The 15,864-nt window shown below is 27.2% G+C and carries 20 protein-coding genes; 1 reads left to right on the forward strand and 19 read right to left on the reverse strand.

Features of this window, described 5'->3' with window-relative positions:
* The 7 genes from EJJ37_RS16295 to dapF all read right to left on the reverse strand — a co-directional run.
* Positions 1-246: type II secretion system protein (locus tag EJJ37_RS16295; protein ID WP_133016545.1), on the reverse strand; the 246-nt coding region annotated here is incomplete at its 3' end.
* Positions 239-673, reverse strand: coding sequence for a hypothetical protein (locus tag EJJ37_RS16300; RefSeq protein ID WP_133016546.1), 435 nt, complete (start codon positions 671-673; stop codon positions 239-241). The genes EJJ37_RS16295 and EJJ37_RS16300, both read right to left, overlap by 8 nt.
* Positions 674-676: 3 nt before the next feature.
* Positions 677-1,114 (reverse strand): prepilin-type N-terminal cleavage/methylation domain-containing protein, encoded by a 438-nt coding sequence (locus tag EJJ37_RS16305; RefSeq protein ID WP_133016547.1) that lies wholly within the window; start codon positions 1,112-1,114, stop codon positions 677-679.
* Positions 1,115-1,124: 10 nt separating this feature from the next.
* Positions 1,125-2,159 (reverse strand): type II secretion system F family protein, encoded by a 1,035-nt coding sequence (locus EJJ37_RS16310; protein ID WP_338032280.1) that lies wholly within the window; start codon positions 2,157-2,159, stop codon positions 1,125-1,127.
* Positions 2,134-3,516, reverse strand: a complete 1,383-nt coding sequence (locus EJJ37_RS16315) for a GspE/PulE family protein (protein WP_243124909.1) — start codon at positions 3,514-3,516, stop codon at positions 2,134-2,136. The genes EJJ37_RS16310 and EJJ37_RS16315 overlap by 26 nt, the downstream gene beginning before the upstream one ends.
* Before the next feature lie 144 nt (positions 3,517-3,660).
* Positions 3,661-4,656 (reverse strand): hypothetical protein, encoded by a 996-nt coding sequence (locus tag EJJ37_RS16320; RefSeq protein ID WP_133016549.1) that lies wholly within the window; start codon positions 4,654-4,656, stop codon positions 3,661-3,663.
* Positions 4,657-4,675: 19 nt separating this feature from the next.
* On the reverse strand, positions 4,676-5,497 hold the full coding sequence (gene dapF, locus EJJ37_RS16325; RefSeq protein WP_133016550.1) for a diaminopimelate epimerase: 822 nt from the start codon (positions 5,495-5,497) through the stop codon (positions 4,676-4,678).
* Positions 5,498-5,586: 89 nt separating this feature from the next.
* Here dapF and EJJ37_RS16330 point away from each other — a divergent pair, with 89 nt between their 5' ends.
* Positions 5,587-7,326: an Rqc2 family fibronectin-binding protein gene (locus EJJ37_RS16330; RefSeq protein WP_133016551.1), complete on the forward strand. Its 1,740-nt coding sequence runs from the start codon at positions 5,587-5,589 to the stop codon at positions 7,324-7,326.
* A 67-nt stretch (positions 7,327-7,393) separates the two neighbouring features.
* Here the strand turns inward: EJJ37_RS16330 and EJJ37_RS16335 are convergent, their stop codons facing one another.
* The 12 genes from EJJ37_RS16335 to EJJ37_RS16390 form a co-directional block, all read right to left on the reverse strand.
* Positions 7,394-8,551, reverse strand: coding sequence for a THUMP domain-containing class I SAM-dependent RNA methyltransferase (locus tag EJJ37_RS16335; RefSeq protein ID WP_133016552.1), 1,158 nt, complete (start codon positions 8,549-8,551; stop codon positions 7,394-7,396).
* A 16-nt stretch (positions 8,552-8,567) separates the two neighbouring features.
* On the reverse strand, positions 8,568-9,104 hold the full coding sequence (pyrR, locus tag EJJ37_RS16340) for a bifunctional pyr operon transcriptional regulator/uracil phosphoribosyltransferase PyrR (protein ID WP_133016553.1): 537 nt from the start codon (positions 9,102-9,104) through the stop codon (positions 8,568-8,570).
* A gap of 13 nt (positions 9,105-9,117) precedes the next feature.
* Positions 9,118-10,032: an RluA family pseudouridine synthase gene (locus EJJ37_RS16345; protein WP_133016554.1), complete on the reverse strand. Its 915-nt coding sequence runs from the start codon at positions 10,030-10,032 to the stop codon at positions 9,118-9,120.
* Between the two features lie 165 nt (positions 10,033-10,197).
* On the reverse strand, positions 10,198-10,800 hold the full coding sequence (locus tag EJJ37_RS16350; protein ID WP_133016555.1) for a DivIVA domain-containing protein: 603 nt from the start codon (positions 10,798-10,800) through the stop codon (positions 10,198-10,200).
* A gap of 14 nt (positions 10,801-10,814) precedes the next feature.
* Positions 10,815-11,582 carry a YlmH/Sll1252 family protein gene (locus EJJ37_RS16355; RefSeq protein ID WP_133016556.1) on the reverse strand — a complete coding sequence of 256 codons (768 nt, stop codon included), beginning with the start codon at positions 11,580-11,582 and terminating at the stop codon, positions 10,815-10,817.
* Between the two features lies 1 nt (position 11,583).
* Positions 11,584-11,844 carry a YggT family protein gene (locus tag EJJ37_RS16360; RefSeq protein ID WP_133016557.1) on the reverse strand — a complete coding sequence of 87 codons (261 nt, stop codon included), beginning with the start codon at positions 11,842-11,844 and terminating at the stop codon, positions 11,584-11,586.
* Positions 11,845-11,847: 3 nt separating this feature from the next.
* The gene (locus EJJ37_RS16365) at positions 11,848-12,294 is read right to left on the reverse strand and encodes a cell division protein SepF (protein ID WP_133016558.1); all 447 of its coding nucleotides are present in this window, start codon (positions 12,292-12,294) and stop codon (positions 11,848-11,850) included.
* Positions 12,295-12,308: 14 nt separating this feature from the next.
* Entirely contained in the window at positions 12,309-12,965 is a 657-nt protein-coding gene (locus tag EJJ37_RS16370; RefSeq protein WP_420808547.1) for a YggS family pyridoxal phosphate-dependent enzyme, read from the reverse strand.
* Between the two features lie 127 nt (positions 12,966-13,092).
* Complete coding sequence (locus EJJ37_RS16375; RefSeq protein WP_133016560.1) at positions 13,093-13,839, reverse strand: DUF881 domain-containing protein; 747 nt, start codon at positions 13,837-13,839, stop codon at positions 13,093-13,095.
* A complete protein-coding gene (locus EJJ37_RS16380) occupies positions 13,840-14,190 on the reverse strand; it encodes a small basic family protein (protein ID WP_133016561.1) in 351 nt (116 codons plus the stop codon).
* A gap of 13 nt (positions 14,191-14,203) precedes the next feature.
* Positions 14,204-14,923, reverse strand: a complete 720-nt coding sequence (locus tag EJJ37_RS16385) for a DUF881 domain-containing protein (RefSeq protein ID WP_133016562.1) — start codon at positions 14,921-14,923, stop codon at positions 14,204-14,206.
* A gap of 13 nt (positions 14,924-14,936) precedes the next feature.
* Positions 14,937-15,806: a cell division protein FtsQ/DivIB gene (locus EJJ37_RS16390; RefSeq protein WP_133016563.1), complete on the reverse strand. Its 870-nt coding sequence runs from the start codon at positions 15,804-15,806 to the stop codon at positions 14,937-14,939.
* Positions 15,807-15,864 lie beyond the last annotated feature (58 nt).

Raw genomic sequence — 15,864 nt, forward strand, 5'->3', positions numbered from 1 at the left:
ACTAGTTAATTTATCTGTAAATACTTTATTTTCTTCTATAGAAATAATTCCATTACTATTACATATAGTATCTATATTTAATAGTGCATTATCAAACTTATCTTCACTGTAACATCTATCAACATTAATAAAATAATTACCTATAGTTTCATAAGAAAGTGTTATTGTTACACCACCAAGCAAAAGTACTATAGCTAAAACTACTATTACCTCTATTAATGTATATCCACCTTTACATTTACTCATAATAATCCATCCACTTATATTTAATAAAACTTCTCTCTAAACTCTCATCTTTAGATGCTAAATTTAGCTTTATTTCAACCTCTATTTTACTTTCATCTTCTTTAGGAATTGTTTGAATTACTATTTCATCTCCTTTAGGCATTGCCCCTAAATCCAAAGATGATAAATCCAATAAAAATTCATCATAATTATCTAATTTAAAATCACCTGTATTAGTTAATTGTATTACTTCTTCTAATGTCATATTATATTTTATCTCTTGCATTATACAGTAAATTATCCTATTTGATTCTTCTATTTCCTCACGTCTAAATGAACTTTTTATATTTTCACCGATTAATAATGAGACTATTAGAAATATTGATAAAATAATACTAACTCCAACTATAGTTTCTATAAAAATATTTCCTTTTTTCCTACCCTTCATATCTTACTCTCCTTCATAAATATTAACTGTATCTACTCCGGTAGAAATAGTAACTTTATATACTTTTCCCTCTTTATCTATAATCCTTATAGTATCTGATTGTATATGACCTATTTTGTTTATACTTAAACTATTATTGCTAGTAAATTTAAATCCATCTTCTAATGTTATAGTTTTTATTATTTTGCTTTTTCCTGCTGTATCTTTAAATATTATTTTTCCTTCACTACTATTAACTTCAATTAGTCCATAACTATTATAATGTCTACAATAATATTTACTGTAACTAATTAAATTACTTACCTCATTTATAATACTTTTTCCTTTAACTCTCCCGGCTACTTCTCTATAATATTTCGATATATTTAATGTTGGTAACATTAATATTGCAATTATAGCTAAAACTATAATAAGTTCTATCAATGTATATCCTCTTTTCATCTTTAACACCTCATATTAATACAATATCTAAAAGTGGCATTAAAAATTTAATAATAAAACTTACAATTATTACTCCTATAAACAGTATTAAAAAAGGCTGTATAAGTTGTGTTATTTTATTTATTCTTGTAGTTAAATTTTTAAAAACTTCTTCTTCTAATAGCTGTAATCTCTTATCTAGTGAACCACTTTCTTCTCCAAGTTTTATATGCGCTAATGTATACTTAGAAAACATTTCTGTTTCACTCATTGATTGTGATAACATTCTTCCTGCTGTAATATCATTATTTATCTTTTTAATATTTCTATTTATAGTTTTTCCAAGCTCACTCTCACAACAATATTGCAATCCTATAGCTATATTAATTCCACTATTAATTACTACAGACATTAAAACTATTGCTATATATTCATTAATTAAGTTATATATAGGTATTTTTTCAATTAACAAATCTAAGTACTGCCTAAAAAAGTTTTTAATAACAAAATAAGGAAGTATTACAAATATAATAGTTAATTGTATAATTACTATTATAGGATTATCAAAAAATCTTTCTTTAAATAATATTATGTTTACATACGCTTCAGGAATATCATGCCCCATAGCTGAATAAATATTACTCATATTTGGAATAAAGAAAAATAAAACAAAAACTCCTAAAAGAGCTAATGCTCCTAACAAAACCGCAGGATATGTTAATGCTCCTATAATGGCTTTTTTAACATAATATAACTTACTATAAAATGTTTCTAATCCTCTTAATACATAAACTATTTTCCCAGTTCTCTCACCTATATCTATCATAGAATTAAAAAAGCTTGGAATAAGTTCACCTCCCCTTTTAAATCCTTCACATAAACTTCCTCCTTCTCTAATGCATCCTTCCATCTCCTTAAGTAACCCTTTATATTCTTTCTTTAAGGGTAATTCATCAATTAAATTTAATATATTTAGTAAAGAAATTCCCTCATCATATAGTTTTCCTATATTTCCTGCAATAAGAGCTAAATCTCTATAACTAACTTTCTTTTTTATAACTATAATTAATTCCCTCCATTTCTATAAAGTTTTCATAATCATCTATGGATATCTCTCTATTTTTTAATAAATTATTTAAATTTTCTATCATTTCAATATTTGATAATATATGTGTATCGTTATAAATATTTTTAATATCATTTTTCATTTTATTATCAATTACATGTATTGCTGCTACTAATGCTCTTCCTGAGTAACCAGTATAATTACACTCTACGCATCCCCCTCTTACAAAAACCTCTGTTTTTTCTTTATCTATAATTTTCTCTCCTATTTTTCTTTTGCATTTATTACATAATAATCTAATAAGTCTTTGAGATATTATTCCAACAAGAGAATCTCTTATTAAATATTTTTCCACTCCCATATCTTCTAGCCTAAAATACACCTCTCTTGGATCTCTAGTATGAATAGTAGAATAAACCTTATGCCCTGTCAAAGCTGCTCTTACCGCCATTTCTGCAGTTTCTTCATCTCTAATTTCTCCTACCATAACTATATCTGGATCTTGTCTCAGCAAACTTCTTAGGCCTTCTGCAAAACCAATATTAAGTGTTTTATTTAAGTTCATTTGATTTATTCCAGGTATTACTGCCTCAATTGGGTCTTCTAAACTTGATATATTCACTTCATCTTTATTTAACTCTTGTAACATACAATAAAGAGTTGTAGACTTCCCTGAACCTGTCGGGCCATTTACAATTGTTAATCCAGTGTTAACTTTCATAATATATTTTAATTTCTTTTTTTGTTTATCAGTTAAATTTAGCTTATCTATAGAGTAGTTAAATACATTTCCATATAAAATTCTTATAACAATCTTTTCTCCGTGTACAATTGGTATTATAGATACTCTTAAGTCATAATCCTTTTCATCATATCTAAATGTTAGTTTTCCATCTTGTGGTTTTCTTTTTTCAGTTATATCTAAATTTGAACTTATTTTAATTTTTGATAAAATAGCTATATATTCCTTATTATCGAATATAAACATACTTCTTAATAATCCATCAACTCTAAATCTAACTAATATAGAGTCTTTATATGGCTCAAAATGTATATCTGATGCTTTTAAATTTATAGCTTTCTTAAAAATTTCATTATCAGCATCTTTGCTATTTCCCAAATATACAATTTTAAGTAAATACTCGAGTTCCTCTTCAGTTATAATTACTACTTCAACCTTTTTTCTAAATATAAACTCAAATTCATCTACCATAGTTTTTTTATTTTCCATTGCATAAATATAGATTTCACTGATAGTTTCTTTAAATGGAAATGCTCTTATCTTTTTTGCTTTTTGCTCATTTATCTTTCTTACTACTGAAATATCTATGTTCTTAATTAATTCACTTTTTACCATTTCTAAATCACCCTTAATAAACCTCTCCACTCCTGTCCTTTTTTATACCACATTCATATTAATAAGAGTATTTTTGTAACTTTTAACAAATTTTAACTTTTATTTGAATAAAAAAAGAATTTAGAAATTCTTCTAAATTCTTTTCTAATTAATATTTATAAAATTACAATTTGTTATATCACTACTAACTAAAACTACAGTTCCATCAGAATATTTATACACATGCTCTGGCTGTCCATTTGATGCACTTCCTACAAATAATATCTCGCCTGCTTCATTAACTGATAATCCTTTTTCTGCATAAAGTACACTTGGAAAATCAAATAATAACCTTTTTACCACACCATTATCTAGTTCATAAATAGAGTAACTATTATTTTTTACCCTTCCTAATAAATATAATTTATTATTAATAGACTCTATATCATTAATATCAATAACTTCTCTTGAAATTTCAGTTACATCTCCATTTACACTAATTATATTAAGAACTGTATCCTCTCCATAATGTTCTTCAACTAAAGCTAATCCATCATCTATATGTTTTAAAAATTTCACATATCCATTATTTATTTTATAAATATTATCTTCTTTTTCTGTTTTTACATCATATGTAAAAATTCCAGTAGTTTTTTCTTCAGTATTAACTCCATAATAAGCTAATTTAGTATCAGTTATCCAATCAATAAACTGTCCTGAAATTACAGCCTTATTACCTAAAAGTATTTCCTTTTCATTTTTCAAATCCATAATTGCTGGTTCTAAGTATTCATCATTTATAAAATAGAACACATAATTCCCTTCTGGCGAAACCTTTAAACTTGCTATTTTATTATGTTCTATCTTTATATCTTTAGAATTATAATTTACATAAAAACTATTATCTTTATAAAATGTATATGTATTAGATTCCATATTAAAGTTGGTTATTACCTTACCTTCTGTATCTACCTCTTCATATGTGTTTTCTGAATTAAAATTAAAAGTCTCATAATTGGTGCTTTCATCTACAAAAGCACCTTTATTTAAGTTTATTTTACTTATTTCTTCTATGCTTTCTTTTTTACAACCTAGAAAAAATACAGTAGTAATCATAAGCTGAATCAAAATCATTAATCTTTTACATTTTCTTTTTGCCATTTACTTTTTTTCCTCTTTATTAATACGCTTTACCACTACAAATAAACTCTGCATCTCCAATCATGTAAATAGAAGTTCCTTCTAACTCTATTCTTAATTGGCCTCCTGGAACTCTAACATTAACTTTATCTTTAGTTAAATTTAATTTATTGCATATTACAACAGATGCTGAACATCCTGTTCCACATGAATAAGTTGCTCCAGCTCCTCTTTCCCAAGTTCTAACTAAAATATTTTCATTATCAATTACTTTAACAAAATTAACATTTGTACCTTCTTCAAAAAGCTCATATTTTTCTATATATTTACCTTCTGTAACATCATAATTTTCATCATCTACAAAAATAACTGTATGGGGAACACCTACTAATATAGAGGAAGCTCTATAATTTTTTCCATTAACAACTATATCTTCATCTATTAATTTATCCTTATTCTTTAATGGTATTAATGAACCATCAAAAGATATTTCTCCCATATATACTTTTACTGTTTCAACCTTTCCCTCACTATCTATCTTTAATTCTAATTCTTTTACTCCATCACCAGTTTCAACAGTAATTATTTCTTTATCTATAATATTATTTTCAAAAACATATTTTCCAAAGCATCTAATAGCGTTTCCACACATATTAGCACCTGATCCATCACTATTTACTATTACCATCTTCACATCTGCTACTGCTGATTTTCTAACTAATACTATCCCATCAGCACCAATTCCAAATCTTCTATGACAAAGCTTTTTAGCTAAATTACTTTCTTGTCCAATATATTTATCATCTAAATCTAATAAAAAAATAAAATCATTTCCTGTACCATGCATTTTTATAAATTCCATAACTTTCTCCTCCATTTTACAACCGTTTTACTAATACATAAATTAATGATATACTTACTTTAATTAATACTAAAGAAAGGATGACATTTATGGCAATAGACGGTATCTACTTATATAGTTTAGTGCAAGATTTAAAAAAATCAATATTAAATTCTAAAATTGATAAAATAAATCAACCTGAAAAGGATGAAATAATAATAACATTAAGAAAAGAACGAAAAAACTTAAAACTTTTAATATCTGCATCACCTAAATATCCAAGATTTAACTTAACTACAGTTGTTAAATCCAACCCACTTCAAGCACCAATGTTTACTATGGTTCTTAGAAAATATTTAATTGGTGGTAAAATTATAGATATTGTTCAACAAGAAGGAGATAGAATAGTTAAATTCTTAATTGAAGCTTCTGATGAACTAGGTTTTAATAGTGTTTATACTTTAATCGTTGAAATAATGGGAAGACACAGTAATATTACCCTAGTTAGAGAAAGAGATAATAAAATAATGGAATGTATAAAACATATAGCCCCTTCTATGAATAGCTATAGAGTTTTATACCCAGGAATAACTTATAAATATCCTCCAGAATCAACAAAGATTAATCCGTTCTCTTTTAATGATACCACTTTACAAGAGTTTATGGATAAAAATTCAGTAACTTTTAACAAAAATTTCTTTGTTTCTTGTTTTACCGGTATAAGTACATCATTATCTGAACATTTATTCATTGAATACAATAAAAACTATACAGATTTTTCTATAAACAACATCTGTACCTTTATCAATAACTTTATAAATACTCTTTTAGATAATGAAATATTTAAAATTTATAAAGATAAAGATGGAGACTATATAGACTTTTATGTTACGCCTTTAAATCAATTAGAAGGAAAATATTCTTTTGAAGTAATAAATGATATTCATGAATTAATGGATAAATATTATTTAGAAAAAGACAAACAAGAACGTATTAAAGGTCGTTCTGTAAACTTACAAAAACTTGTTACAACCAATATAGAAAGATGTATAAAAAAAGAAAATAAATTAAATGATCTTCTTAAAAAATGTGAAGATAAGGATGACTTTAAAATTAAAGGTGATTTATTAACATCTTATATATACAGTATTAAAAAAGGCGATAAAAATTTCACTACAATTAACTTCTTCAGTGAGGATGGTGAAGAAATTACAATTCCTTTAGATGAAAATAAAACACCATCCGAAAACGTGCAAAGTTATTATAAAAAATATAATAAACTAAAAAAGTCTGAAGAATCAGCTATAGAGCAACTTGAAAAAAATGATCAAGAATTACAATATTTATATTCAGTATTAACTAATATAGAAAATTGTGAAAGTTATACAGAAATTGATGATATAAAGGAAGAATTAATTTCAACAGGATATGTAAGAAAAAGAAAATCTAATGGCAAAAACTCAAAAAAATCTAAAGAGTCAAAACCATTACACTATATTTCTTCTGATGGTATAGATATTTTTGTTGGTAAAAATAATATTCAAAATGATTATCTTTCTTTAAAGTTTGCAAATAAAAACTTTATGTGGCTTCATACCAAAAACATTCCTGGTTCACATGTTATTATCTGTTCAAATGATGTTCCAGATAATACATTAGTAGAAGGTGCTACTTTAGCAGCATATTATAGTAAAGCTAAAGACTCTTCAAAAGTTCCAGTTGATTATACTTTAGTTAAAAATCTAAAAAAACCAAATGGAGCAAACCCAGGAATGGTTATTTATCATACTAACTATACAATGTATGTAGAACCTTCTGAATTTAACAATTTAAATATCGAAAAAAAATAATATAAAAAGATGGTGAAATTACAAAGCAATTTCACCATCTTTTTAGTTCCTTAATTCATTAATTGTATTAAATGTGATTAACAACCATATCCCCATGGTTCTTTATTTTTTCATTATCAAAATATTGATAATAATAACATTTTAACTTACCATTATATAATTTTCTATTTTTAGTAGCCTTTCTTCCAAAAGGTGTTTCAAAACCTTCATATGAAGTTAAAATATTAAAATCCCAAGTATCAAGTTTTCTTTTATTCATTCCTAAATACTTGTAAAGTTCTTCAACTTCTTTCTTTTCTCCTAACCTTTCTCCATATGGTGGATTAGTTATAATAAAGGCATTTTTATCACTACTTGAAAATTGTTTAAAATCTCTCTTTTGGAATTCAATATATTTAGAAACTCCAGCTTTTTGAGAGTTACTTCTGGCAATTTTAAGCATTCTTCCATCTATATCATAACCTATAAGCTTTATATCCTTATTCTTTATAGATCTTTCAGCACCTTCTTTAACTTGTTCATAAATATCAGAACCTATAGTTGGCCATGTTTCTGATACAAAGTTTCTAAAAAGTCCTGGTGCTATATTTTGCATTATCATAGCAGCTTCTATTAATATAGTTCCTGATCCACAGAAAGGATCAACTAAAGTATAATCTTCTTTCCATCTAGAAATTAAAACTAAAGCAGCTGCTAAGGTTTCTTTTAATGGAGCTATACCAGCTTCTTCTCTATATCCTCTTTTATGTAATCCTACACCACTAGTATCGATAGATAAAGTTACTACATCCTTTAATATTGATACTTCAATTTTATAAACTGGACCATCTTCACTAAAATGACTTACTCCATAATCTTCACTCATACTTGTTACTATTGCTTTTTTAACGATTGATTGACAGTCTGGCACACTAAAAAGAGTTGATTTAACAGATTTACCAACTACATGCATTACTCCATCCTGTGGTATAATTTCACTCCATTTTACTTTTTTAGTACCTTGGAAAAGCTCTTCAAAGCTTCGTGCTTCAAATTCTGCCATCTTTATAAATACTCTATCTGCTGTTCTTAAATGTACATTAGCAATAGCAATATCCATTTCATCACCTTCGAAATGTACTTTACCATTTTCAACTTTTAGATCTTCATATCCTAACGCTTTAAGTTCTTTTGCTGTAATTCCTTCTAATCCAAAAGTAGTTGTTGCTACTAAATTATATTCCATTGTTTATTGTCTCCTTTTATGATTCATATATTTTAACTGAATCATTTCCGTCTATTTCATTTATTTCTACTGCTACAATTTCTGTCTTTGATGTTGGTATATTTTTACCAACATAATCCGCTCTAATTGGTAGTTCTTTATGTCCTCTATCAATAAGAACTGCAAGTTGAATTGATAGTGGTCTTCCTCCATCCATAATGGCTTCAATAGCTGCTCTAACTGTTCTACAAGTAAATAATACATCATCTACTAGTATAACCTTTTTACCTTTTACCTCAGCTCCTAAATCAACAGAATTTACTTTAGGACTTTCCTTAATTTCTGTAATGTCATCTCTATAAAGGCTTATATCAACATATCCCACTTCTACAGAAACACCTTCTATTTTTTCAATATTTTCTGCTATTCTTTTAGCTAATGGATATCCTCTTCTCTTTATTCCTATTAATACTATATCTTCAACACCTTTATTTTTTTCAATAATTTCGTGCGAAATTCTAATTAAACTTCTTCTAATTGCATTATCATCTAATAAATTAGCTTTTAACTTCATAAACAAAAACTCCTTACATTTTTCTCAATTTTTCTAGTAACTCTTTAAAGTAATTAGGTAATTCAGATGTAAACTCCATATACTCCTTAGTTCTAGGATGTATAAAACCTAATGTCTTAGCATGAAGTGCTTGACCTTCTATATTAAACTTCTGTCTTTTATAACCATAAACTAAATCACCAACTAAAGGATGACCTATAGATGCCATATGCACCCTAATTTGATGTGTTCTGCCCGTTTCTAAAGTGCATTTAACAAGGGATACTCCTTTATCATATTGTTCTAGTACTTCATAATGTGTTACTGCTCTTTTTCCATCAGAGTTAATTGCCATTTTTATTCTTTCTTTTTTATCTCTACTAATAGGTTTATCGACAGTACCCTCTACTTTACTAAACTTTCCTTCTACTAAGGCATAATATTCTCTTTTTATTGAATGCTCTTTAAATTGTGCTGCTAAATCATTATGAGCTTCATCATTTTTTGCAATTACAAGTATTCCAGAAGTATCTTTATCTATTCTATGTACAATTCCAGGTCTTATAACACCGTTAATACCTGATAAATCACTACAATGGTGTAATATACCATTGACTAAAGTTCCAGTGTAATTTCCTGGAGCAGGATGAACTACTATACCTTTTTCCTTATTAACAACTAATACATCTTCATCCTCATAAACAATATCTAAATTCATTTCTTCTGCAGAAACATTAAGTTCAACTGGTTCTGGAACTTCAACTTCAATAAAGTCACCTTTTTTAAGCTTATAATTACTCTTAATTACCTTACTATTAGCTTTAACTTTTTTTTCATCTATTAATCCCTGAACAAATGACCTTGATTTACCTTCTATCATTGTTGATAAATATTTATCTATTCTTTGCCCTTCTTCTTCGCTATTAATATTAAAACTTAACTTTTCCATATTTTTACTCCGTTTATTTATATTATTATATCCTCATTAAAGACTCGAGATAATCAGTTTCTTTTGACATTATAATATATAAATAAATCATTCTCAATAGTAGTATTAATCATAAAGTCAAATAAACTAACTAAAGGAGACCAAAGTTTCGGTCTCCTATATGTATTAGTTATTTGAATAGAATTTTTTTACAGCATCTATATCATCATTTAGATCTTCAATCTTAAACTCTTCGGCTTCTTCTGTACTATAAATCTCTGCTTCCTTTTCATGTAACTCATATTGTTCAACAGGTTGTGCTACATTATAATTTTTTGTTAAATCTTTTTCTAACTCATCAAAGGTTTGAAGCTGAGTATTCATGAATCCTCTAAACTTTGCTCTGAATTTTATAAATTCTTCCTTTACTCTTTCATATTCATCATTTATAGCTACAACATCACCATGAGCCTTATCTAATATTCTTTGAGCTGTTTCATTAGCATTTCCAATAATTAATTCAGCTTGCTTTTCTGAGCTTTCTTTAGCTTGATCTGCAGCATTTTGTGCTAGTAATAAAGTATTTTGAATAGTTGCTTCTAACTTTTCATAATGTTCAAGTTTTTCATTTACTCTGCTTAAACTTTCCTTCAACCTAGCATTTTCCTTATAAACCTCTTCATAGCTTTCAACAACTTCATCTAGGAATTCATCCACTTCTTCAACAGAGTATCCTCTTATTCCTTTCTTAAATTCCTTATTGTTTATATCTATAGGAGTTAATTTCATTCCATCCACCTCTTCTATATAAATTTGTTCATTTTAACTTTATATCTTCCACTTTTCGTATTCCCAACAATTTCCCCTATTATAAATTTTCCTACTCCAGAAATCGTTACTCTTTGGCCATCCTTTATTTCCTTACTCTTATCTATAGATTTAGAATAATCTATTAGTACTTTACCACTATCAATAATTTCAACTGCTTTCCCCCTAGATATATTAGCTAACTTAGCAACTATATTATCTAATCTGAGTGAAGGAACAATTATCGTGCCTTCTAAAAAATTACTCTTCGGTAAATTCTCCTCCTGTATTTCTTCTACTGATACAGGCGCTCTACCTACACTACTTAACTCATATAAAATATAGTCTGCTACCTCTTCATAAATAGGAACTATTGCGCAATTATCAATTACTCGTAAATCTCCAAGCTTTTCTCTCTCTATTCCTAAGGCCATAATAGCACCTAAATAATCCTTATGTGAAAGATTACTAAATTTAGACTTATTGGTAATCTTAATAATTCTATATGGAAAAGGAGTAGAATAAATATTATTAAATGCTAGTATTTTTCTATCACATTCTTCAAAAGCACCTTTTGCCTCTACTAAAAAATCATTAGCATTAAAATTCTTAGTAAAATACATCCAAATATTAGGTTTGCAAAAAAACTTAGTAAACGTTGGTATACCTTTATTATAAGCTAAGTTCATACATTGATAAACTTTTATAACATCTTCAGTATCTTCTTTTAAAAAATTCTTTAAAACATCTTCTTTTGATAACATTTTATAATAATATCCCACTAATAAAATTTAATACTATGATAGCTAATAGTGGTGCAAAATCTATCATCATATTCCCAAAAAGTCTTTCTTGTAGAATTCTAAACGGTGTCAAAATTGGATTGTTAAAAGATACTAAAATTCTATAAAAACTACTTTCTCTAATATTAGGTACGTAAGAAAGTATTACTTCTGCTAAAATACTTATATCTAACACAGTAAATAATAAATATAAAAAACTACTTATGATTCCTATTGGAATCACCTCCTATTTATTCCAGTTAAATAGTGCTTTTGAACTTATTTCACTTCTTAACTCATTGCTAACTTCTACATTTGATGGTGAAAGTAAATATACTCTTTGCTCAACCTCTTGAAGTTGTGCTCCTAATACACAACACGCTCCACTAATAAAATCTACTAATCTTTGAGCTATTTTTGTTTCCATTGCAGTTGTATTAACAACAACTATTTTTCTATTTTTTATAGCATCTGCAATCTCTCTTGCTTCATCATATGAGCCAGGTTTAACTACCATAACCTTAGCACTTGCTGAATTATGAATATTAACCACTTTATTACCTCTTTGCTTTGAAATTATAGGTTCAACTTCTTCAACTTCTTCTTCTTCTTCAATTTCTTCTAAATCTTCGAAATCCTCATCATACTCTCCAAGTCCTATTATTTCTTTAAATTTTCCAAACATATTACTCATTTTATTACATCCTCCTATTTTTCCCTTAATCCAAATATGCCAGAACCAATTCTCACTAAATTAGCCCCTTCTTGAATTGCAATTTTATAATCATTAGTCATTCCCATAGATAAAATTTTCATAGATATATTTTCAAAATCTCTTTCCTTTAATTGATCAAAGATTTGTTTTGTTCTACTAAAATAATATCTATTTTCTTCCTCATTCCCTTTAGGTATTATAACCATAATCCCCTTAACCTTTACGTGCTTACACTTTTCAACAGCAGAAATCATATCTTCTAATTCTTCTTCATATATTCCACTTTTACTTTCTTCTCTACCTATATTTATTTGAATAAGTACATTAGCACATAAATTATTTTTCCCAAACTCACTCTCTATTTTCTCTAATAGTTTTATACTAGATAAAGAATGTATTAAATAAACATTATTCACTAAATACTTAACTTTATTAGTTTGAAGCTTACCTATAAAATGCCATCTTATATCTTCTGGCAACATTTCTTTCTTAGCGACTAGCTCTTGGACCTTATTCTCTCCAAAGTCTCTTTGTCCAATATTATATGATTCAATTATCATCTCTACTGGCTTAGTCTTAGATACAGCTACTAAATTAACATCATTAGGTATCTCGTTTAAAATTTTCATTGTTTTTTCTGCAATACTAATGTTGATCCCTCCTTAGAAAGAGTTAATTGCCTACATAGATTATTATTCTTCAAAAGTATAAAATTCCCTTCTAGATCTCTTTTTAATTATAACATTTTTCTAGAAATTTTTTAATACTTTTTTTAATTTAATTATCTGCTCTCTCCATAAATTTAGGTTCTATGGATTTTCTCGCTGCTGGCAAGGTAATTTCATCAAATTTTTCTATAGTTATATTTAACTTTCTAATTATTAATCTATTTATATGGCTACCCTCTGTTAATAATGAAGCTTCCAATTGCTCTGGATCTCCTATAGCATAAAATTTAAATGGACTCCCTTCCATCTCATTCCCATTTTCTTCAAATCTTATAAATGCCCATGCACATACAAGTCCTGTAGTATTTAAAATTCTGTAATTATTAATAGCTATTCCTTCTGCACCTGCAGTTTTTAAATCATTAAGCACCATTGCTGCATCTGCTGAATGCAGTGTTCTTCTATCTACTTCTAATTGATCATCTTTATTTATATCATATTCACCATCATAAATAGTTAAAATTATACCTGGGCCCTTTATTTCAGTTGTACCTGCAAGGTCCGAATAAGAAGATAATTGTTCTTTCATATGCTCAATTACTCTTTCGTTATTTTCATCATCATCTGCACCATTAATATCCAGACTTGAAATCTTTTTAGATAATTCATAGTTATCATCACTTAATGCAGTTATCTCATCATATAACTTATTTCTTTCTTCTATAGCATCTTTATATTCAACAGAATTCAGATTAAGAAAACCAGTAGTTTCATTTATACCTATATTAGTTACAATTAAAAATCCAAGCAATATTGTAGCAATTAAAATAAAAAACTTATTTCTATAGTTTTTCATCTAATCACCTCTTTGTCTGTTTTTATATTTTTCTAATAAAATTCTTCTAATTGATCCAAAGTTATCAAATATCCTTCCACCAAATACAATTACAGCTGCAATATACATAGGAATTCCTAATTTATCTCCTAAATAAGCAAGTGCTGCTGCAAGTAACGCATTTCCAAAGAAACCTGATATAAATATATCTGGCTTGAATTTTTTGTTAAGAGATGCTCTAAATGCACCAAATACAGAATCCAAACATGCTAATATTGCCACAGACATATAAGGAGAAAATTTTTCTGGTATATTTACATCAAATATTAATCCTAAAAATACTCCTAATAATAAACCGATAAATGCTATCACAACTTTTCCTCCTTTATTGAACTGGCTTTATATATTCATATCTTAATGATTGTGTTGTCTTAACTATTGTTATATCATCCATTTGCTTAACATCACTACTATAACTCTTTAAAGCTCCATAATCTAATACACCTGGAAAATTTACTGCAAGATTTAACTTACTTTTATCACCTATTGCTTTTATAACAATTTCACTATTAGGATCTACTCTTCCTGCTGATCCAATAGAAATTGAACTTCCCGCCATTTTTATTCCAGTCTGTGGAGTAATTCTCATCTCATTTATTGAAATAGCCTCTGCTCCCGCATACCATAAAGAATTAATTAAATTTACTATTTCCTCTTCACTTACTGTATTTATAGTTTGGGTCCCATTTGTTCCAAAGACTGAATTCTTAAGGGTTAATGTTATGACAACTCCTGGACCTTTAACATCTAAAAGCCCTATTTGCATTCTTGCATTATCAAGTTGCTTTTTAATTTCTCCTTCAATTTCCCCTTCTTTTGCTGCCGCATCTTCAAGTTGCTTTAATTCTTCAGATAATATTTCATTATTTTTTTGAAGATCCTCTTTTTCTTTTTTTAAAATCTCTATTTCTGACAATATATCTGCACTATCATAATCTATATCTCCACTATTAGCTACACTTAATTGTTTAAATTGATATGTTAATAAAAAACCTAAAAATGCACATACCACCGCTACAACTACTTGAGATAATACTTTTTTCATATTTTTCCTCCTACTATTCTACTGGTTCTACATCTGCATCTTCTTCTAGTCCCTCTTGTGTTATACTATTATCTTCTGTTACACCACTATCCTCTGTTATACCTTCGCCTTCTTCATTAGTTTCTTCTTTTACTTCCTCAATCTTTATTACAGGTGATCCATTAAAACTAACATTTATATATCCTTTTGCAATATTTATATTATCATCTAACATAATTCTATATACATTTTCCATTTTATTATATAAGTCACTGTCATCACCAAAGAATATTTCTACATTACCTATATAACCAATAATATTAACTATATTACTTACATCTAAACTCGAAAGATATATAGATTCTCTATTCTTAGAAATGAAAGGATAAAAATTTGTTAAAATATTTTTATATGAATTAAATTCATCAACTCTACTTTCATCATCTTTAACACTTAGGTCAATTCCTTTAATTTCAACTAAATTTCTTCCTTCAATATTATCTACTTCCTCTAAAACTTCTAAATCATTGTTGATAATTAATAATTCAATACCATTATTAATATAATATACCGGTGCTTCCTCTGTAATATTAATTTCCAATGTATTTATACCTTTTCTCTTAATATCAACAGTGCTAACATATCTATTTTTTAAAACCTCCTCTTTTATATCTTTTTCATTTACCGTAAAGATATTTAATCCAATTCTATCACTAACTCCACTTAAAAGGACTTCACTTGATATTGTAACATTTCCTTTAAAAGTAATAGCTTTAATATTAAATATTGGAGCTTTTGTAATAAAAATAAATCCTCCCACAACAAGAACTATTGTAATTAATATTAACTTTTTTATTAACTTTTTTCTTTTTTTCGCTTTTATAAACTTTTTTACATCTTTCATTAGTACCTTATTCCTTTTTAATTTCTATCTTTTACTATAATTTTACCATAAAACCTGT

Source organism: Clostridium cuniculi, assembly GCF_004353185.1.
GTDB classification, from domain to species: Bacteria; Bacillota; Clostridia; order Clostridiales; family Clostridiaceae; genus Clostridium; species Clostridium cuniculi.